Annotated in this window: 20 protein-coding genes; 11 read left to right on the forward strand and 9 right to left on the reverse strand. The window is 66.4% G+C overall.

The window, feature by feature from the left end; all coding sequences use genetic code 11:
• The first annotated feature begins 82 nt into the window (after window positions 1-82).
• Window positions 83-832: an SDR family oxidoreductase gene (locus tag ABIE57_RS03290; protein ID WP_354537571.1), complete on the forward strand. Its 750-nt coding sequence runs from the start codon at window positions 83-85 to the stop codon at window positions 830-832.
• A gap of 59 nt (window positions 833-891) precedes the next feature.
• On the opposite strand, the gene purD is transcribed toward ABIE57_RS03290, so the two are convergent.
• On the reverse strand, window positions 892-2,154 hold the full coding sequence (purD, locus tag ABIE57_RS03295; protein WP_354537572.1) for a phosphoribosylamine--glycine ligase: 1,263 nt from the start codon (window positions 2,152-2,154) through the stop codon (window positions 892-894).
• A gap of 76 nt (window positions 2,155-2,230) precedes the next feature.
• Between purD and xseA the strand changes: the two genes are divergently transcribed.
• The gene (gene xseA / locus ABIE57_RS03300) at window positions 2,231-3,724 is read left to right on the forward strand and encodes an exodeoxyribonuclease VII large subunit (protein ID WP_354537573.1); all 1,494 of its coding nucleotides are present in this window, start codon (window positions 2,231-2,233) and stop codon (window positions 3,722-3,724) included.
• Window positions 3,725-3,804: 80 nt separating this feature from the next.
• Here xseA and ABIE57_RS03305 read toward each other — a convergent pair whose 3' ends face one another.
• From ABIE57_RS03305 to ilvD, 4 genes are all read right to left on the reverse strand, one after another.
• Window positions 3,805-4,173: a hypothetical protein gene (locus ABIE57_RS03305; protein ID WP_354537574.1), complete on the reverse strand. Its 369-nt coding sequence runs from the start codon at window positions 4,171-4,173 to the stop codon at window positions 3,805-3,807.
• 11 nt (window positions 4,174-4,184) lie between these two features.
• Window positions 4,185-4,943, reverse strand: coding sequence for a DUF6478 family protein (locus ABIE57_RS03310; RefSeq protein ID WP_354537820.1), 759 nt, complete (start codon window positions 4,941-4,943; stop codon window positions 4,185-4,187).
• 72 nt (window positions 4,944-5,015) lie between these two features.
• A complete protein-coding gene (locus ABIE57_RS03315; protein WP_354537575.1) occupies window positions 5,016-5,633 on the reverse strand; it encodes a hypothetical protein in 618 nt (205 codons plus the stop codon).
• Window positions 5,614-7,371 carry a dihydroxy-acid dehydratase gene (ilvD, locus tag ABIE57_RS03320; protein WP_354537576.1) on the reverse strand — a complete coding sequence of 586 codons (1,758 nt, stop codon included), beginning with the start codon at window positions 7,369-7,371 and terminating at the stop codon, window positions 5,614-5,616. The genes ABIE57_RS03315 and ilvD overlap by 20 nt, the downstream gene beginning before the upstream one ends.
• 98 nt (window positions 7,372-7,469) lie before the next feature.
• On the opposite strand from ilvD, the gene ABIE57_RS03325 reads away from it, so the two are divergent.
• The 3 genes from ABIE57_RS03325 (at window position 7,470) to ABIE57_RS03335 (ending at window position 10,607) form a co-directional block, all read left to right on the forward strand.
• Complete coding sequence (locus tag ABIE57_RS03325) at window positions 7,470-8,357, forward strand: CPBP family intramembrane glutamic endopeptidase (RefSeq protein WP_354537577.1); 888 nt, start codon at window positions 7,470-7,472, stop codon at window positions 8,355-8,357.
• A 64-nt stretch (window positions 8,358-8,421) separates the two neighbouring features.
• A complete protein-coding gene (gene accD, locus ABIE57_RS03330) occupies window positions 8,422-9,336 on the forward strand; it encodes an acetyl-CoA carboxylase, carboxyltransferase subunit beta (protein ID WP_354537578.1) in 915 nt (304 codons plus the stop codon).
• Window positions 9,333-10,607 carry a bifunctional folylpolyglutamate synthase/dihydrofolate synthase gene (locus ABIE57_RS03335; protein WP_354537579.1) on the forward strand — a complete coding sequence of 425 codons (1,275 nt, stop codon included), beginning with the start codon at window positions 9,333-9,335 and terminating at the stop codon, window positions 10,605-10,607. The genes accD and ABIE57_RS03335 overlap by 4 nt, the downstream gene beginning before the upstream one ends.
• Before the next feature lie 184 nt (window positions 10,608-10,791).
• Here ABIE57_RS03335 and ABIE57_RS03340 read toward each other — a convergent pair whose 3' ends face one another.
• From ABIE57_RS03340 to ABIE57_RS03355, 4 genes are read right to left on the reverse strand one after another with little or no spacing between them, the layout of a single operon-like run.
• Entirely contained in the window at window positions 10,792-12,288 is a 1,497-nt protein-coding gene (locus tag ABIE57_RS03340) for a phosphomannomutase/phosphoglucomutase (protein ID WP_354537580.1), read from the reverse strand.
• A 15-nt stretch (window positions 12,289-12,303) separates the two neighbouring features.
• Window positions 12,304-13,137, reverse strand: coding sequence for a 3-deoxy-8-phosphooctulonate synthase (kdsA, locus tag ABIE57_RS03345; protein ID WP_354537821.1), 834 nt, complete (start codon window positions 13,135-13,137; stop codon window positions 12,304-12,306).
• A 2-nt stretch (window positions 13,138-13,139) separates the two neighbouring features.
• Window positions 13,140-14,714, reverse strand: a complete 1,575-nt coding sequence (locus ABIE57_RS03350; protein ID WP_354537581.1) for a KpsE/RkpR family capsule polysaccharide export protein — start codon at window positions 14,712-14,714, stop codon at window positions 13,140-13,142.
• Entirely contained in the window at window positions 14,692-15,351 is a 660-nt protein-coding gene (locus ABIE57_RS03355) for an ABC transporter ATP-binding protein (RefSeq protein ID WP_354537582.1), read from the reverse strand. The genes ABIE57_RS03350 and ABIE57_RS03355 overlap by 23 nt, the downstream gene beginning before the upstream one ends.
• A 244-nt stretch (window positions 15,352-15,595) precedes the next feature.
• On the opposite strand from ABIE57_RS03355, the gene ABIE57_RS03360 reads away from it, so the two are divergent.
• From ABIE57_RS03360 to ABIE57_RS03385, 6 genes are all read left to right on the forward strand, one after another.
• Window positions 15,596-16,075: a UPF0262 family protein gene (locus ABIE57_RS03360; RefSeq protein WP_354537583.1), complete on the forward strand. Its 480-nt coding sequence runs from the start codon at window positions 15,596-15,598 to the stop codon at window positions 16,073-16,075.
• Window positions 16,076-16,079: 4 nt separating this feature from the next.
• Window positions 16,080-16,541 carry an arsenate-mycothiol transferase ArsC gene (locus ABIE57_RS03365; protein ID WP_354537584.1) on the forward strand — a complete coding sequence of 154 codons (462 nt, stop codon included), beginning with the start codon at window positions 16,080-16,082 and terminating at the stop codon, window positions 16,539-16,541.
• On the forward strand, window positions 16,538-16,933 hold the full coding sequence (locus ABIE57_RS03370; RefSeq protein WP_354537585.1) for a ketosteroid isomerase-related protein: 396 nt from the start codon (window positions 16,538-16,540) through the stop codon (window positions 16,931-16,933). Before ABIE57_RS03365 ends, ABIE57_RS03370 begins: the two co-directional genes overlap by 4 nt.
• On the forward strand, window positions 16,930-17,514 hold the full coding sequence (locus tag ABIE57_RS03375) for a GNAT family N-acetyltransferase (protein WP_354537586.1): 585 nt from the start codon (window positions 16,930-16,932) through the stop codon (window positions 17,512-17,514). The genes ABIE57_RS03370 and ABIE57_RS03375 overlap by 4 nt, the downstream gene beginning before the upstream one ends.
• A 97-nt stretch (window positions 17,515-17,611) precedes the next feature.
• A complete protein-coding gene (locus ABIE57_RS03380) occupies window positions 17,612-18,526 on the forward strand; it encodes a lipid A-modifier LpxR family protein (protein ID WP_354537587.1) in 915 nt (304 codons plus the stop codon).
• Between the two features lie 87 nt (window positions 18,527-18,613).
• A complete protein-coding gene (locus tag ABIE57_RS03385; protein WP_354537588.1) occupies window positions 18,614-19,678 on the forward strand; it encodes a Hint domain-containing protein in 1,065 nt (354 codons plus the stop codon).
• Window positions 19,679-19,898: the final 220 nt, after the last annotated feature.

Genomic DNA, 19,898 nt, shown 5'->3' on the forward strand with positions numbered 1-19,898 from the left:
TGTGGCGCGGTCAAGGCATGACACGGCTGGAATTTGCCGATCTTGCCGGTTAGGACTGGATCGGACAAGGGGAGGATGCAGCGTGAACATGACCGGGAAATGCGTTCTGATCACCGGCGCGAGCAAGGGAATCGGGGCCGAAGCGGCCCGCGTCTTTGCGGCGGCAGGCGCAAATGTGGCGCTTGTCGCGCGCAATGGAGAGGCCATCGCAGAGCTTGCAGGCGAGATCGGGCCAAGCGCCATTGCCATCCCCTGCGACGTCAGCCGGTTCTGGGAAATGGCGGCGGCGGTCGAGGCCTGTCACACGGCCTTTGGCCAGCTTGACGTGCTGATCAACAACGCCGGTGTGATCGCCCCCATCGCCGCGCTCTCCGAGGCCGATCCCGAGGCATGGGGCCACACCATCGACGTCAACCTCAAGGGCGTGTTCAACGGGATGCGCGCCGCCCTGCCGGGGATGATCGCGCGCGGATCGGGCACGATCCTGACGGTGAGTTCGGGGGCGGCCCATAACGCGCTCGACGGCTGGAGCGCCTATTGCGCCTCCAAGGCGGGCGCGGCGATGCTCACCCGCAGCGCCGATCTCGAGGCGCGGCCCGCAGGCCTGCGCGTCATGGGCCTCTCGCCCGGAACGGTCGCCACCGACATGCAGCGCGAGATCAAGGCCAGCGGCGTCAATGCCATCAGCCAGTTGGACTGGTCCGACCACATTCCGGCCGACTGGCCCGCGAAGGCGCTTTTGTGGATGTGCGGGCGGCAGGCGGATGCGTTTCTCGGGCAGGAAATTTCGCTGCGCGATCCGGCTATCCGCGCGCGGGTGGGTCTTGCATGATCCGGAGCGCGCGTGACGGGGGGCAATGCGCCGCAGGGCATCCCGCCTGAGCACGGCGTTCAGAGCGCGCGCCAGCCGATATCACGACGGCAGAAGCCATCGGGCCAGTCGATCCGGTCCACCATGCCATAGGCGCGGTCAGCCGCCTCGCGGAGCGACGCGCCGCGCGCCGTCACCCCCAGAACCCGCCCGCCATTGGCCACGAACCGCCCGTCGCGCCGTGCGGTGCCCGCGTGGAACACCTGATGGAAACTGTCCTCGGGGCACTCCTCGATCCCGCCAAGGATGCTGCCCTTCCGGTAATCGCCCGGATAGCCCGTCGCCGCCATCACCACGCAGATCGCATGATCCTCGGCCCAGTTGACCGTCATCTCGCCAAGCTGCCCCTCGGCGGTGGCTTGCAACAGGTCAAGCGCCTGACCGCCCAGCCGCATCATCAGCGCCTGACACTCCGGATCGCCGAAACGCACGTTGAATTCCACCAGACGGGGTGTCCCCCCCTCGATCATCAGCCCGACGAAAAGCACGCCGCTATAGGGCGTGCCGCGCCGCACCATCTCCGAGAGAACCGGGCGCACGATCTCGTCAAGCGCGCGCTGCGTGACCGCCTGCGTCATCACCGGGGCCGGGGAATAAGCCCCCATGCCACCCGTATTGGGGCCGGTATCGCCCTCGCCCACACGCTTGTGGTCCTGCGCCGTGCCGATGGGCAGGGCCGTCTCGCCATCGCAAAGGACGAAGAAAGACGCCTCCTCGCCGGTCATGAACTCCTCGATCACCACCTGCGTGCCCGCCGCGCCGAAGCCGCCGCCGAACATGTCGTCAATCGCGTCCAGCGCCTGCTTTTCGGTCTCTGCCACGATCACGCCCTTGCCGGCGGCCAGCCCGTCGGCCTTGACCACGATCGGTGCGCCCTGTGCGCGCACATGGTCCCGCGCCGCCTGCGCGTCGGTGAAATGGGCATAGGCCGCCGTCGGGGCGCCCGCCGCGTCGCAAATCGCCTTGGTGAAACTCTTGGACGCCTCGAGCCGCGCGGCCTCCCGCGAGGGGCCGAAAACCGCGATGCCCGCCTCGCGCAACCGGTCCGCCACGCCCGCCGCAAGCGGGGCCTCCGGCCCGACGATCACGAAATCTATCGCCTCTTCCTCGCAGAAGCCCGCCACGGCACCGCCATCGAGGATGTCGAGTGCAGCACATTCGGCGATCTGCGCGATCCCGGCATTGCCCGGCGCGACGATCAGCCGGTCGCATTTCGGGTTCTGCAACACGGCCCAGGCGAGGCTGTGTTCGCGCCCCCCCCCGCCCAGAATGAGGATGTTCATGGCACGCACTCCCTTGGCCCCGGCTCGCGCGCGTTCTAGGGTCAGGGGCCAGGGGACACAAGACGGAGACGCGCGCATGTCCGATCTGATCGACGACGAGGCCACGGGCGGCAACGCACCGGCGCTGTCGGTTTCGGAGATTTCCGGCGCGGTCAAGCGCGTGATCGAGGGCGAATTTGCCCGCGTGCGGGTGCGCGGCGAATTGGGGCGCATCTCTCGGCCCCGCTCGGGCCATGTCTATCTCGACCTCAAGGATGATCGTGCCGTGCTGTCGGGGATCGTCTGGAAAGGCGTGGCCACGCGCCTTGCGGTGCAGCCGGAAGAGGGGATGGAGGTGATCGTCACCGGGCGGCTCACGACCTTTCCGGGCCAGTCGCGCTATCAGATCATCATCGAGGACATGGTGCCAGCAGGCGCGGGCGCGCTCATGGCGATGCTGGAAAAGCGCAAGGCGCAGCTCGCCGCCGAGGGGCTCTTTGATGCGGCGCGCAAGAAGCCGCTGCCCTATCTGCCGGACGTGATCGGGGTGGTGACCTCGCCCTCGGGCGCGGTGATCCGCGACATCCTGCACCGGTTGCGCGAACGGTTTCCGCGCAAGGTGCTGGTGTGGCCTGTGGCGGTGCAGGGGCAGAGTTGCGCGGCGGAAGTGGCGCGCGCAATCCGCGGCTTCAACGCGCTCGGGCCGGGCGGCACGCTGCCGCGTCCCGACCTTCTCATCGTGGCGCGCGGCGGTGGCTCGGTCGAGGATCTGTGGGGGTTCAACGAGGAAATCGTCGTGCGCGCCGCCGCTGAAAGCGCGATTCCGCTGATTTCGGCGGTGGGTCACGAAACCGACACCACGCTCATCGACCATGCCGCCGACAAGCGCGCGCCGACCCCAACGGCGGCGGCGGAACTGGCCGTGCCGGTGCGGCTTGACCTGCTGGGCTGGCTCGAGGGGCAGGGCGCGCGGCTGGCACACGCGCAGGGGCAGGCCATCGCGCTGCGCGGCCAGCGGCTGCGCGATCTGGCCCGCGCCCTGCCGCGCCCCGAAACCCTGCTCGACGGCGCGCGACAACGGCTCGATGCCTGGGGCGAGCGGCTTCCGGCCGCGCTGACGCGCTCGGTCCAGATCCGGCGCTTGCGGCTGTCAGAGAGTGCCGGCGCGCTGCGGCCTGCGCTCTTGCGGCGCGCGGTGGAGGGGGAGCGGCGGCGGCTGACGGCGACGGCGGCGCGGCTCAATACCCATGCGCTCGGGCGCGAGATCGCGCAGAAGCGGCGCGACATAGACCGGCTCTCGCTGCGCTTTGCCGAGGCGGCAGAGCGCGATCTGGCCACGCGCCGCGACCGGCTATCGGCGCTCGACCGGCTGCGCGAGACGCTGGGCTATCGCGCCACGCTGGCGCGTGGCTATGCGGTGGTGCGCACGGGCGGGACGCTGGTGACGACGCGCAGGGCGGCAGAAGCGGCAGAGGCGCTGGACATCGAGTTCGTCGATGGGGTGTTGGCGCTCGGGGAGAAACCGGCTGTTCAGCCCAAGCCCCTGGCCCGCGCGAAAGAACCGCCAAAGGGACAGGGAAGCCTGTTTTGAGGAAAGGCCCCGGCGGGAGGCAGCGCCAAGAAAGTTGAAAACTTTCTTGATCGGAATTTTGAAAATTCCGGCGCCCGCCCTCACATCGTATCGAGACAATGCCGCCGGAACGCGCGTTTGAGCAGGTCCAGTTCCTCGCGCAGCAGCGCCATTTCCGCGCGGATATCAAAGCTGAGCGCATCGCCCGCCAGCAGGGTGAAGCTGTCGAGCGTGTCGCCGCTGCGGCGGTCGCGGATGACGAAGGTTTGCACCCCGTCCGAGATTTTCTCTGCCGGCACCGGCACGCGCACCACCCAATCACCCTCGGGGCGTGCGATCACCTCCACACCGGCGACCGGCTCTTGCAGATGCGTAACCTCGATCTCGGGCGCGCCCTCGGCCTCGCCCGACAGCACCCCCTCCCATACACCCTCGAAAAGCCGGGTCTTGACCAGTTTCAACTCGCTCATCCCATCCCCTTTCAGAGTGCCGCGCGCGGGCGGCGGCTCAAGGTCACGTCGCGCAGGATCACCTGGCTCATCTGCGGATTCTCGAAGATCAGATCAATCCAGCCCCGCTCGATCCGCTTCTCGTTGATGTTGGAATAGGCCAGATCGAACTCGACCATGATCTCCTCTTCGTTGAGCGGCAATTCGCGGACGATCTGTTCGGTGTTTGGCCCGTGACGCACGTTCAGCCGCGCAAATATCTCCAGCGGCTTCTCAAGCTCCACGATGGTATCGAGGCGGATGAGGTGCCGCCGGGTCAGCCCCTCGGTGGCCTCGCGCGGCAGGTCGATGACCAGCGACAGGAACGAGCCGTCGAAAGCGAACACATCCATCCTGACCCCATAGGGCGCAAGATCGGCCTCGCGGCTGTTGCGTACCTGCCGAAGCGACAATTCGGACCGGGCGCAATCGTGAAACAATGTCACCTCGCGCCCGAACATGGCCTTTGACGGCACCGACGCCATGCCCGGTGCGGGAAGCGGCAGCCGCCAGATCTCGGGGCGCCAGGCCCAATCGGTGCCATGGGGGCGCGGAAAGGCCGACGAGCCAACGACCGGCAGCGCCAACCGGTTTTCGGCCACGGCCAGCGCCTCGCCAAGATAATGGTTGAGTTTGCGTCCCTGCGCACGCAAGTGCCGCAACTCGCTCAGCTTCATCGCCGGGGCATTGAGCGCCGCCTTGCGCCAGTTGCGCATCATCCGGCGATGCAGGGCCAGATCGAGTAGTTTCATGCAGAGCGCATCCTTGGCCAGATCCGCGCGCGCGGAGACCGGCACGTTACCATCACCTGCCTTGCCATAGCATTAATTCGAAACAGGAAACAATCCGGTGGGTGCTCCGCCCGCGCGATTGACGGGCGCACCCGTGCCCGCGCGCAGGCCCCCGGCCAGTTCCCGCAGCAAGCGGCGCCCGTCGGGGCCTGCAAGCGGACTGCCTTCGGGCGCATAGACGGCCAGCCCCGCCAGATGCCCCGCCACCCTGCGTGCGCCCCGCCAATGACGCGGATCGCCCCCCGGCAGCACCGCCTCGCCTCCGCTCATCACCTGCACATAGGCCAGCCCCGCCTCCGTGCCGCCGACGCCGGTGCGCGCGGGGGCCACGGCGCGGGCAAGCCCTTCGGGCGACGGCGCGGGCGCATCCCCTTGCGGCACGACCGAAACCGTCATCACCGCCGGGGCCACGGCGATACCCGGCGCGCCTGTCAGACGCTCGCAGGACGCGACAAGCGCCACGCGCCCCGACGAGCGCCGCATACTGTCCGGGTCCACGCAATACCCGCGTGGCGCGCTCAGGATGACCGCCCCGCCATCAAGCGCCACCTGCCGGATCGCCGGTTTCGGACCCTCCTCGATGGGGGCAAGGCACCCTGCCAGCAGCAAAAGTGCCAGCGCCGCCCTGACCTCAGAGGTCCATATAGACATGCCGCTCGGCCTTGGCCCCCGGATGGGTGACCGCGCCCTTGTAGGTCGGGCCGACAAGCTGCGCGTATTTCCACAAGGCGCCCGCCTCATACAGCGTCTCACGCGGACCCGCCCACGCCTCGCGGCGCGTGGCCAGTTCCGCGTCGCTGAGATCCACCGACAGCGTGCCGTTCACCGCGTCGATGGTGATGATATCGCCGGACCGAATGAGCGCGATCGGCCCGCCCTGCGCCGCTTCCGGCCCGACATGGCCGACGCAGAAACCGCGCGTCGCCCCCGAGAACCGCCCGTCGGTGATCAGCGCGACCTTCTTGCCCATGCCCTGCCCCGACAGCGCCGCCGTGGTCGACAGCATCTCGCGCATTCCGGGGCCGCCTGCGGGGCCTTCATTGCGGATGACGATGACCTCGCCCTCCGCGTATTGCCGCGCCTTCACCGCCTCGAACGCATCCTCTTCGCATTCGAACACACGGGCGGGGCCGGTAAAGACCTGATGCTCGGGCGCGATGCCCGCCACCTTGACGATGGCCCCGTCGGGCGCAAGGTTGCCCTTGAGGCCGACGACGCCGCCGGTCCTGGTGATCGGCGTCTCGATGGGATAGATGACCTTGCCATCGGCCTCGCGCTCGATGCGGTCCAGCTCTTCGCCGATGGCGCGGCCGCTCGCGGTCATGCAGTCCTCGTGGATAAGACCCGCCTTGCGCAATTCCTTCATCACCACCGGGATGCCGCCCGCGTCGTAGAGATCCTTGGCCACATGGGCCCCGCCCGGCTTGAGATCGACGAAATAGGGCGTCTCGCGGAAAATATCGCAGACATCCTCGAGGAAGAAATCGATCCCCGCCTCATGGGCAATCGCCGGCAGGTGCAGCCCGGCATTGGTGGAGCCGCCGGTGCAGGCCACGACGCGCGCGGCGTTCTGAAGGCTCTTGAGCGTGACCACGTCGCGGGCGCGGATGTTCTTCTCCAGAAGGTTCATGACCGCATGGCCAGAGGCCTCGGCAAACTGGTCGCGGCTCTCGTAAGGGGCGGGCATGCCCGACGAGTTCATCAGCGCCAGACCAATCGCCTCGGAGACACAGGCCATGGTATTGGCGGTGAACTGCCCGCCGCAGGCCCCCGCAGAGGGACAGGCCACGCGCTCCAGCGCATCGAGCGCCTTGTCGGACATGGTCCCGTTCTGGTTCCAGCCCACGGCCTCGAACATGTCCTGCACGGTCAGGTCACGGGCGCGGAATTCCTCGGGGATCTCGGCGATCTGCGGCGCCTTGCCCGGCAGGATCGAGCCGCCATAAATAAAGACCGACGGCACGTTCAAACGCACCATCGCCATCATCATTCCCGGCAGGGACTTGTCACAGCCCGCCAGCCCGACAAGCGCGTCATAGCAATGCCCGCGCATCGTCAGTTCAACCGAGTCGGCAATCGCCTCGCGGCTGGCCAGCGACGAGCGCATTCCCTCATGCCCCATGGCAATGCCGTCTGTCACGGTGATGGTGGTGAACTCGCGCGGGGTGCCATGCGCCTCCTTGACGCCCATCTTGACCGCCTGCGCCTGACGGTTGAGCGCGATGTTGCAGGGTGCCGCCTCGTTCCAGCAGGTCGCAACACCGACAAGTGGCTGATGGATCTCTTCCTCGGTCATGCCCATGGCATAGTAATAGGACCGGTGCGGGGCACGCTCCGGGCCTTCGGTGACGTAACGGCTGGGCAGTCTGGCTTTGTCGATCCTGGTCATGAGGGGCCTCCCGTAAAATGTTGAAATCGGTCTAGGACAGTGGGCCGCGCGGGGCAAGCCGATTGCATGCGCGGGCACAGGCAGCTAGCGTCGCGGCCATGCGATATGCCGCCCATGAGACCCTTGTTGCCCCGGCCCGCGCGACGGCCTCGCTGCGCCGCCTCGCGGCGGGCAGCCTGATGACCGTGGCGGTGTTTCTCGCGCTCAGCCTCGGCTATTCCCAGGTCTTGCCGGTGCTGTTCGGCCCCGAAGGCTGGGCCGCGGTCGCGCCGGGGATCGCCGCGGCGACGACGCCCGCGGGGGTGCTCATCAACCTTCTGACCTTCGCGCTGCTCATCGCCGCGCTCACGGTGAGCGTTCGGGCGGTGCACAGGCGCGGGTTTCTCACCATGATCGGCCCTCTGCCGCGCGCCCTGTCGCAATTCAAACGCGCATCGGTCGCGGTGGCACTGCTCTATGCGGTGCTGTTGATTCTGCCGCTGCCGGATACCTTTGCCCCGGTGCGCAACCTCGCCACCGGCACATGGCTTGCATTCCTTCCGCTGGCACTTGGCGCGCTTTTCATCCAGGTCCTCGCCGAGGAGGTGCTGTTTCGCGGCTATCTCCAGAGCCAGTTGGCCGCGCGCTTTTCCTCGCCGCTGGTCTGGATGGGCCTGCCCTCGCTCGGCTTCGGCATGCTGCATCTGGATTTTGCCACCCATGACGACATGGCCTGGGCGGTGGCGGGATGGGCCACGCTTTTCGGCCTTGCCGCCGCCGATCTGACCGCGCGCTTCGGCACGCTCGGCCCAGCCACGGCGCTGCATTTCCTCAACAATTTCGCGGCGATCCTTTTTGCTGCGCCCACGGGGCAATTCGACGGGCTGGCGCTCTATGCCTATCCGTTCGAGTTGAGCGACAGCGCGGCGCTCATGGCGATGATGCCCGCCGATCTGCTGATCCTGTTTTGCGGCTGGCTGGCGATACGGCTTGCCCTGCGCGGCTGATTGCATTTGCAGCGCGCCCCGCTTAAGTGACACCCAACGACCAAGCGACAGGGACCGGCCCGCGATGAACTGGATCACCAACTACGTGCGCCCGCGCATCAACTCGATCTTCTCGCGCCGCGAGATTCCCGAAAACCTCTGGTCCAAATGCGACGATTGCGGCACGATGCTGTTTCACCGGGAGTTGTCGGGCAATCTCAACGTCTGCACCCAATGCGGTCACCATATGGCGATCTCGCCCCGTGTGCGGTTCGAGGCGCTGTTCGACGGGGGCGTGTTCTCGGAAATCGAGGTGCCCGCGCCCACCCCCGATCCGCTGCATTTCCGCGACCAGAAGAAATATCCCGACCGGCTGCGCGCCGCACAGAAGGAAACCGGCGAGAAAGAGGCGATGCTTGTCGCCACTGGCGAGATGGGGCGCACACCCATCGTCGCCGCGGCGCAGGATTTCAGCTTCATGGCAGGCTCCATGGGCATGTATGTGGGCAATGCGATCATCGCTGCCGCCGAGACTGCCGTGCGGCTCAAGCGCCCGCTGATCCTGTTTTCGGCCGCCGGCGGCGCGCGGATGCAGGAGGGGATCCTGAGCCTGATGCAGATGCCGCGCACCACCGTCGCGGTGCAGATGCTGCGCGAGGCAGGGCTGCCCTATATCGTGGTGCTCACCCATCCCACCACCGGCGGCGTCACCGCGTCCTACGCGATGCTGGGCGACGTTCAGATTGCCGAACCCGGCGCGCTCATCTGCTTTGCCGGACCGCGCGTGATCGAACAGACCATCCGCGAGAAGCTGCCCGAGGGGTTTCAGCGCGCCGAATACCTTCTGGAGCACGGGATGCTTGACCGGGTGACGCCGCGGACGGCGCTGCGCGAGGAACTTGTCACCATCACACGGATGCTCATGGGCCTGCCGCCTGCGGTCAAGGGCGACCTGCCCGCGCCCGACGCGGGCGCAACGCGGGACGCGCCCGGGAAATGACCGCGCCCGGATCGGACGTCATCCTTGCGCGAATGATGGCGCTGCACCCCAAGATCATCGACCTCACGCTTGACCGGGTCTGGCGGCTTCTGCATGTGCTCGGCAATCCGCAGGACGCCTTGCCCCCCGTGATCCATATCGCGGGCACCAATGGCAAGGGAAGCACGCAGGCGATGATCCGCGCGGGGCTGGAGGCCGGGGGCGCGCGCGTGCACGCCTATACCTCGCCGCATCTGGCCCGCTTTCACGAGCGTATCCGGCTGGCGGGCGCGCTCATTGCCGAGGATCACCTGACCGCGCTGCTTGACGAATGCTATGCCGCCAATGGCGGCGCGCCCATCACCTATTTCGAGATCACCACCTGCGCGGCCCTTCTGGCGATGGCGCGCGTGCCCGCCGATTATACCCTGCTCGAGGTCGGGCTTGGGGGGCGGCTTGACGCGACCAACGTGATCGCGCGCCCCGCGCTCACGATCATCACGCCGGTGTCGATGGACCATGAGGGCTATCTTGGCGATACGCTGGCGAAAATCGCAGGCGAAAAGGCCGGGATCATCAAGCGCGGCGTTCCCTGCGTTGTCGGCCCGCAAGAAGACGCGGCGATGGCCGTGATCGAGGCAGAGGCCGCGCGGCTTGGTGCGCCGCTCATCGCGCAAGGCCAGCACTGGCATGTCTGGCAGGAACGCGGGCGGCTGGTCTTTCAGGACGAGAGCGGGCTTTGCGATCTGCCGCTTCCGAACCTGCCCGGCGCGCATCAGGTGGACAATGCCGGGGCCGCCATTGCCGCGCTGCGGGCGCTCGGGTGCGGCGAGGCGGCGCTTGAGGGCGCGGTCACGCGCGCCCATTGGCCCGCGCGGATGCAGCGCCTGCTCCGGGGTCCGATCCCCGAGGCCGCCCCCGAGGCTGAAATCTGGCTGGACGGGGGCCACAACCCCGCAGCCGGTCTGGCACTGGCGCAGCATCTGGCCAGCCTGCCGCCCCGGCCCACCCATCTTGTCTGCGGGATGCTCAACACCAAGGATATCGCAGGCTATCTCGCGCCGCTGGCGGCACAGGCCCTGAGCCTCACCGCCGTCTCCATCCCCGGCGAGGCCGCAACCCTGCCCGCCGAAGCGACGGCCCAAGCCGCCCGGGCTGTCGCGATGGAGGCGCAGACCGCTGAAAGCGCCCTTGCCGCCGTGCGGCAGATTGCGGCGCATAGCCCGCGCGCGCGCATCCTGATCTGCGGATCGCTCTACCTCGCGGGGGGGATATTGCGCGAGAACGGTTGAGGGGGGGCCAAAGGGCGTATTTGGCCTGTTGCTGCCGTTGCCATCTTGCCCCCGCGCGGGACAAGGCGTGCTTGCACGCCGCCGCGCGAGCGCCCGACCGCCCCCTCGGGCGGGCGCTCGCGCGGCTCGGCACATCATCTCGAATGTCCGCTTCAGGCCAAATGCCGCCCCGGCCACCTCTTGCTCAGATCGTCTGGTCGTAATCGCCCACGCCCGGCTCGGTGCGGATGACCGCGTCGAGATCGGCGAAGATCGCGCGCATCTCGGCCTCGCTTTCGCTGCTTTCGCAGACCACCACGAGATTGGGCGTGTTCGACGACGCCCGCACAAGGCCCCATGACCCGTTGTCGAGAATGACGCGCGCGCCATTGACCGTCACCACCTCCTTGATGGTCCGCCCGGCAAGCGGCTCGCCCGCGTCCCTTTTCGCCACCAGCCGCGCCACGATCCGCTCCAGCACCTGATATTTCTCGGTATCGGCGCACCAGGGCGACATCGTCGGCGTGCCCCAGGTCTGCGGCAGCGCGCGGCGCAGGTCGGACATCGACATAGCGGGGTTGCGGTCCATCAGCTTGCAAAGCTCCACCGCCACGCGCAGCCCGCAATCATAGCCGCGCCCGATGGGATGGGCGAGGAAGTAATGCCCCGATTTCTCGAACCCCGCCAGCGCGCCCAATTCCTTGACGCGGCGCTTCATGTGGCTGTGGCCGGTCTTCCAGTAATCTGCCTTGACGCCGTTTTTCTTCAACTCGGGGTCAGAGGCGAAAAGCCCTGTGGATTTCACATCGGCGACAAAGGTCGCGCCGGGGTAGAGCTTCGAGAGGTCGCGCGCCATGATGACGCCCACCTTGTCGGCGAAAATCTCCTCGCCCTCGTCATCGACCACGCCGCAGCGGTCGCCGTCACCGTCAAAGCCAAGCGCGAAATCCGCCCCCGTGGCGCGCACGGTCGCGGCCATGTCGTGCAGCATTTCCATCGCTTCGGGGTTGGGGTTGTAATGCGGGAAGGTGTAATCGAGCCGGTTGTGCGAGGGGATCACCTCGACGCCGATCCGCTCGAACAGCTCCGGCGCGAAGGCCGAGGCCGTGCCGTTGCCGGTGGCGCAGACCACGCGCAGCTTGCGGGTCATGCGGAAATCGCCCACGAGGTCATCGAGATAGGCTTCGCGCACGCCGGGGACAAACTCATAGGCCCCGCCCGGATGCGCCTGCCCGCGCCCCTCCAGCACGATGTCGCGCAGTTCTGCCATCTCGTCGGGGCCATGGGTCAGGGGCCGCTCGAACCCCATCTTGACGCCGGTCCAGCCATTGGGGTTGTGCGAGGCCGTGACCATGGCGACGGCGGGCACATCGAGGTGGAATTGCGCGAAATAGGCCATCGGCGACAGCGCGGGGCCGATATCCTTGACGTGGATACCGGCCTGCATCAGCCCGAGGATCAGCGCATTCTTGATCGACAGCGAATAGTCGCGGTAGTCGTTGCCGACCGCGATCACCGGTTCGATGCCGCGCGCGCGGATCTGCGTGCCGAGGCCAAGGCCAAGCGCGGTGATCCCCGGCAGGTTGATCGCATCGGGATATTTCCAGCGCGCATCGTATTCGCGGAACCCGGTCGGCTCGATCATCGCGTCGCGCAGGAATTCCCAGGTGTTGGGGCTGACGGTCGAAAGCGGTTTGGTCATAAAAAATCTTTCGGGTCAGAGAATGATCGGATGGGCCTTGGCCAGACGGTCAAACTGCATCAGCGTGTCGATCAGCGCGGGCATTTGCGCCAAGGGGATCATGTTCGGCCCGTCCGAGGGGGCATTGTCGGGATCCTCATGCGTCTCGATGAACACCGCCGCCACGCCAAGCGCCACGGCGGCGCGCGCCATCACGGGGGCGAATTCGCGCTGCCCGCCGCTGCTGCCGCCCTTGCCACCGGGTTGCTGCACCGAGTGGGTGGCGTCCATCACCACCGGATACCCCGTCGCGGCCATCTGCGGCAGCGACCGCATGTCGGCCACGAGGGTGTTGTAGCCGAACGAGGTGCCGCGCTCGGTCAAGAGTATGCGGCGGTTGCCGGTGCTCTCGATCTTGGAGATGACATTGGGCATGTCCCAGGGGGCAAGAAACTGGCCCTTCTTGACGTTGATCACAGCCCCCGTCTCGCCCGCCGCGATCAGAAGATCGGTCTGGCGACAGAGAAAGGCGGGGATTTGCAGGACATCGGCCACCTCGGCCACCGGCGCGCATTGATCGGCGGTGTGAATGTCGGTCAGCACCGGAACCCCAAGCGCATCCTTGACCGATTGCAGCACCTTCAGCCCCTCGTCGAGCCCAAGCCCGCGCTTGCCCGAGAGCGAGGTGCGGTTCGCCTTGTCGAACGAGCCCTTGAAAACAAGCCCCGCACCATGGGCGGCACAGGCCTCTTGCAAGGTGCCCGCGATCATCTGGGCGTGATCCGCCGACTCAAGCTGGCAGGGTCCGGCGATGAGGGTGAGCGGGAGCGCGTTGCCGACGCGGAGGCCCGAAATGTCGATCTCGTGCATGGTCAAGAGGTTACCTGTTCTCTGAGGATGGAGGCGGTCAGGGACACGAGCAGGTAGATACCAGAAAAGATCAGAAAGGCCAGAACGGTGTTTTCGAACACCTTGGGATAGCTCGCCTCTTCGGGCAGGATGGGCCGCGCGCTCACCGTCAGGTAGCGGACCTGCTTGTTGGCCTCGGTCTCTGACATGCGCATGGATTCAAGCGCCGATTGCAGCACCATGTCGGCGGTTGCCAGATCGGCCTGAGCCATCTGGATCGCGGCTGTCTTCGAGGCAAGCGAGCTGTCGCCCAGACTGGCCTCGGTCAACCGCCGCTTCTGCCGCTCAAGCTCGGCGCGCAGCACGGTGATTTCCGATTGCAGCGCCTCGACGCGCGCGGCATTGGGGCGCGCGTTGTTCATCTGGATGTTGAGCGTCAGTTCCTTTTCCTGCAACTGCAACTCGACCGAATTGATGAGGCTGCGGATGCCCGCGATCTCGCCCTCGGGATCGAGGATCGTGCCCTCCTGCAACGCCACGAGGCGCTCTTGCGCCGCGCGCCGCTCGGCCTTGGCGTTCTCGAGGCTCTCGGCGGCGATCTTGACCGCGTCGTTGCGCTTGTCCCGGCTAAGCTCGTCGACCCGCTCCTCGGCATAAGCGATGAGTCGCTGGTTGAATTGCAGGCTGGTCTCGGGATCCGCGGCGATCACCTCCATGCGCATGACCCCCTCGGTGGGGTCATAACCGATCTTCACATGGCGGCGATAAAGCTTGTAGACAGCCTCGTTGCTGGCCTCCGGGTCGAGCCGCTGGATCGGATCGATCGCAGGGTCCGAGAAATGCGCGCGAAAGCCCCGCTCTTCGTCGAGGCGCAGCATGGCATCCTTGGATTCAAGATATTCCTGCGTTGCGATGGCGTCCTGCCCGGTGGCGAACTGGCTGGGGATGAGGCCCCCGAGACCACCCCGTCCGCCCCCGCCGCCACCATCGGCCGACAGGATCAGAAAGGCCGAGTTGGAGGCATACATCGGCGTCGCCATGGTGCTGAAATAATACCCGGCAAGGAAGGTGGGCACGATCACGAAGGCCATCAGCCGCGAGAACAGCAGCACCAGCTTGCGGCGGCGACGGCGGGAAATATCGCGCTGGATGGCAACGATCTCGGATGCGCGCCGGTCGGCGGGGTTCACATCCCGCGCGGGCAGGGTGTTGCGCGGCACGGGCACTGTCTGCGGCAACTGGATATGCGTCTCGTCCTTGGCTCTTCTGTCGGCACCGCCACCCGCCACAAGCTCCAGCATACCGGACCGTTGGAACGGGTCGATCCCGCGCGCCCGCAAAAGCCGCACCGCGTCGAAATCCGAGGTGGGGGCCAGCCCGTGCTTCTGCGCCACGCGCCGGGCCATGCGCAAGTCTCGTCCGGTCAGCCCCTCGCGGCGGATCTCGTCTATGTCCGAGCCGGGCGCGGCTGCGCGCACGGCGTCGATTTGTCCGTCGCGTGCAACCTCGGCCTGCGGTGCCTCGGCCTCGATCGCGGCGCTGCCCTGAACCGGGCTGCGTCTTATGCGGAATTTGCTAACCTTGGGTTTCGTAGTCATAAAGCTCTTTCGCCTCTTCCAAGGTATCGAACATATAGAGTTTACCGGCCGTCAACACAGCCGCCGAGCTTGCGAATTTCTCAAGGACCCTCGGGTCGTGCGACACAATGATGATCGTCGTGGTCTCAAGCCGCTCGCGCAGGATCTCGCCAGCCTTGCGGTTGAACTCCACATCGGTCGATCCGGGCATCCCCTCGTCGATCAGATACATGTCGAAATCAAGCGCCAGCATCAAGGCAAAGCTGAACCGCGCGCGCATGCCCGAAGAATAGGTGCCAAGCGGCTGGTCGAAATACTCGCCCAACCCGCAGAGCCAGCGGCAGTAGGATTCGATATAATCCGGGTCAAGCCCGTAGAGCCGTGCGATATAGCGCGCGTTTTCCTTGGCCGTGAGGCGCGTCACGACACCGCCCATGAACCCCAGCGGAAAGGAAATCCGGCAAGAGCGCCGGATCACGCCCTCGTCGGGCTTTTCCAGCCCGGCCATCATGTTGATGAGGGTGGTCTTGCCGGTGCCGTTTGGCGCGAGGATACCGAGGCTGCGCCCAAGCTCGACGCGAAACGACACGTCCTCAAGGATCACCTTGTGCTGGCTGCCGGTCCAGAAGGACTTGCTGACATTTTCAAACTCCAGCATGGTTGGTCCTGATTACCGCGTGTGCGTTACAAACGCTTTGCTCATTATCCTCGATCTGAGGACAATATGCCATTCGATCAAGGCAACAATATGCCTCATCGGACAAAAATTGCGTCATTGACAGGACGATCGCGAGGCAGGGCGTGGCACAAGGGTGACGCCTCTGCGCATTTCACCTCGCCCGATTGCCCGCAGCGCGCGGCTGGGCTAGGGACAGGCGCAAACAGCCCGGATGAACCTGCCCATGAGCCGCATCTGCCATATCGAACTTGACGACGCCAACCTGCCGCCGCCCACGCCCGAGATCGAGCAGGAACGCAAGGTGGCGATGTATGACCTGATCGAGCACAACAGCTTTGCCCTGCCCGCCCGCGACGGGCGTGAGGTGCCGACCGGTCCCTATCGCGTGGGCCTTGCGATCCGCGAAAAGCGCCTTGTGTTCGACATCCGCACCGAGAACGATGAACCGGCGGCCGAATTTCACCTCTCGCTGTCGCCCTTCCGGCAGGTGGTCAAGGATTACTGGGCGATCTGCGAAAGCTATTTCGACGCGGTCAAGAACATGCCGCCCAGCCAGATCGAGACCATCGACATGGCGCGGCGCGGCATCCATAACGAAGGCGCGCGCGTCCTCGAGGAACGCCTCGAAGGCAAGGCCGAGGTCGATACCGACACCGCGCGCCGTCTCTTTACCCTCATTTGCGTGCTGCATTTCGGGGGCTGAGCACATGCCGGAGCCGCTGCCGCAATCGGTGCTCTTTTGCTGCGATCACAACGCGGTGCGCTCGCCCATGGCCGAGGGCATCATGAAGAAATTCTACGGCACCGATACCTATGTTCAGTCGGCGGGCGTCAAGAGTGACATGGAGATTGACGGCTTTTCCATCGCCGTCTGCCGCGAGATCGGGGTCGAGCTTGACCGCCACCGCACGCGCAGTTTTGACGAGATGGAGGAGTGGGGCGATGACCTTTCGTCCTTCGATCTCATCGTCTCGCTCAGCCCCGCCAGCCAGCGCCGCGCGCTCGAACTGACGCGGTTCTATCACCTCGATGTCGTTTACTGGCCGATCATGGACCCCACCGGCCTTGCGCAGACGCGCGAGGCGCGGCTCGATGCGTATCGCCAGACCCGCGACCAGATCATCGGCCACCTGACCGCCCGTTGGGGCCCACCTGTGGAGGAAACATGACCGACACCATCCGCACCTATTTCAACGCCTTCAACCGGGGCGATACGGCCGGGATGCTTGCCTGCCTGAGCGACGATGTGCACCACCATGTCAATGAGGGGCAGGTGCGGATCGGCAAGGACGCGTTCCGCGCCTTTTGCGAGCATATGAGCCTCTGCTACCGCGAGACGCTGACCGACATGGTGATTTTCGAGGCCGAGGGCGGCACCCGCGCGGCGGCCGAATACATCGTCAACGGCACCTATCTCAAGACCGACGAGGGCCTGCCGGAGGCCAACGGTCAGAGCTATCGGCTGCCTGCCGGGTCGTTCTTCTCATTGACGGACGGGCGCATCACGCGGGTCGTGACCTATTACAACCTCGCGGACTGGATGGCCCAGGTCTCGGCATGATCCGGGTCGAGCGGCTGACCGGACCCGCGCTTGCCGCCGCCCTGCCCGATGTGGCGCGTCTGCGCATCGAGGTGTTCCGCGCCTTTCCCTATCTTTATGACGGCGATGCGGCCTATGAAGAGCGCTATCTTCAGGTCTACCGCGACAGCCCCGACGCAATCCTCGTGGGCGCGTTCGACGGCGCGCGGCTGGTCGGGGCCGCCACCGGCACCCCGATGGAGGATCACGCCGCCGATTTCGGCGCGGCGATGGCAGACTGCGGCGTGCCGCTCGATCATATTTTCTACTGCGCCGAGAGCGTGCTTTTGCCCGGCTATCGCGGTCGCGGCATCGGCCATCGCTTTTTTGATCTGCGCGAGGGCCACGCCCGCGCCATGGGCCGCAGCCACGCAGCCTTTTGCGGGGTGATCCGTCCGCCTGACCATCCCGCGCGCCCCGACGGCTATCGCCCGCTCGATCCGTTCTGGCGCGCGCGGGGCTATGCGCCCGTGCCGGGTGCCATCGCGCGGTTCCGCTGGAAAGAGGTAGGGCAGACTACCGAGACCCCGCACGCCCTGCAATTCTGGATGCGCGCGCTCTGAGAAGAATGCCCCGAAACCACCAAGGTTTTGCTGGCAAATCACCCCATGCTCCTGTTATTGAAAACTTGCCCGGGGGGGCACAAGAAAGGAGCGCGCGATGACGCGTCTTTTTGCTTTTGCCCTGGGCATGAGTGTGGCCCTTGCCGGTATGGCCGGGGCCGAGGGCCGGTCGCGCATCGGTTATGGCCTCATCTTCACCAATGATCTCATCGGCGATGGCGATGATCGCTGGCGCACCGGATCGGTCGCGTCGAGCCGCATCTATGCGCCCGGATGGGAAGGGCAGGCCCCGTCCCGCTTTGGCGAATTGCTCGAACTGCGCTTCAACGGCGAGATCATCGCGCCCGACGATCTCTCGTCCCCCGCGCCGGTGGACCGCCCCTTTGCCGGCGCGCTCAGCCTCGGGCTGCATACCCACCTCACACACGCACAGATGGAATATGCGATCGGCGCGGATCTGGTCGTGGTCGGCCCGCAAACGGGCCTCGACGATTTTCAGGACTGGCTGCATGATTTCGTCGGCGGCGACGAGATCAGCGGCACAGCAAAGCGTGGCCAGGTCGATGACGGCGTGTATCCCACGGCCGTGCTCGAAGCGGGCCGCAGCTTTGATCTTGGCGGGGCGCGCCTGCGCCCCTTCGCCGAGGCCCGCGTCGGCGTGGAAACGCTGGTGCGGGCCGGTGCCGATCTCAGCTTTGGCAGTCTCACGAGCGGCGAATTGCTGGTGCGCGAACCGGTGACCGGCCAGCGCTACCGCGCCGTGCGTCAGGATGTGCCGGGCGCGGCCTTCATCCTCGGGGCCGATATCGCCTGGGTCGAGGATAGCGAATTCTTTCCCGGCAGCGCGACCGTGACCGCCGAGGATTACCGCGCGCGCGTGCGCGGCGGCCTTCATTGGGAGGCACGCAATGGCGCGTCGATCTTCTACGGCCTGACCTGGCTCAGCGAGGAATTCGAGGAGCAGCGCGAGGGGCAGGTTGTGGGATCTTTGCAATTCAGACTGCGTTTTTGAAATAATTTCCCGTTCAGGGCTTTGCAGACCGAATCGGTTTTGCTAGCGTTCGGGTAATAAAAAAAGAACTGAGGCAGGCATCAGAGCATGGGAACGGGCTTTCGTGGCACGTTCGTCATCTCCTGGTCGCAAACGGAACTGGATGGTCAGGGCGCAGCACCGCCCGAGGCACTGTCTGTCGGGATCACCTGGTCCTGGCGGGGAGAGGTGGTGCGCGTGGACGGCCCTCCGGATCTCTTGCGGCTGGACATGGCGGAGGGGGATGCCGCGCAGCGCAAGCGCGCGGCAAAAATGGTCAGGCGGCTGGTGGGCGCGGCGCTCAGCGACCGGCGGGATCTGGATCGTATCGAGGTGGACGAGCCGCTCATGGATGCGGGCTTCGTCGTCACCGACGGGTTGCGCAGCTATACCGTCACGGTGATCGAGACGGGACCCGGCGCGCCGCCGCTCCTGATGTTTCTCGACGACATCCCGCCCCGCGAAACCGAGATGTGGGTGGTCCATCACAGCCTTGATGCGCTGCGCGGCACGGCCACCAGCCCGGCAAGCGGCGGCGTGATCTGCTTTACCCCCGGCACGCGGATCGAGACGCCCGAGGGGCCGCGCCTCATCGAGGAATTACGCGAAGGCGACCGGGTGCAGACCCGCGACAGCGGTGCGCAGGAAATCCACTGGATCGGCAGCCGCCGCATGACCGGCGCGCGGCTTTTCGCCATGCCGCGCCTGCGGCCCATCCGGCTCAACGCCGGGGCGCTTGGCCTTGACCGGCCAGATGCCACGCTTCTGGTCAGCCCCGAACACCGGGTGCTGGTGCGCGGCGACGTGGCGCGCGCGCTCTTCAACACGCCCGAAGTTCTGGTGATGGCGCGCGACCTGATCAACAACGACACGATCACTGTCGATCTCGGCTCGCGCGAGGTGACCTATATTCACCTTCTGCTGCCCAGCCATCAGGTGATCTGGGCCAACGGCGTCGAGACCGAAAGCTTTCACCCTGCAAGTGCCGCGCTCTCGACCCTGACCGAGGCGGACCGCACGCGGCTTCTGGCGCTCAACCCCAATCTGGAGGCGGAGCCGCACCTTTACGGCGGGCACGCGCGGCGGTGCCTGAACGGCTCGGAGGCGGCGATCCTGCGACACGAGGCGGCCTGAGGGAATCGGGGGCGCTGCCCCCGTCGCCGCAAGCGGCGACTCCCCCGGGATATTTCGGGCCAGAAGAAAACGGGCGCGGGGAGCCGCCGCCAAGCCCCTTGCGAGCGCCACGCCCGCGCGGTATTTGCAAGGGATGACACGGGTTTTCGACATGGATGATCGCGCGCGCCTGCCATGGCGGTTCTTCGGGGCGCAACGCTCCGTGCGCGCGCGTCTCTGA

Origin of the sequence: Roseovarius sp. MBR-6 (genome assembly GCF_040547525.1) — a bacterium.
Taxonomy (GTDB): domain Bacteria; phylum Pseudomonadota; class Alphaproteobacteria; order Rhodobacterales; family Rhodobacteraceae; genus Roseovarius.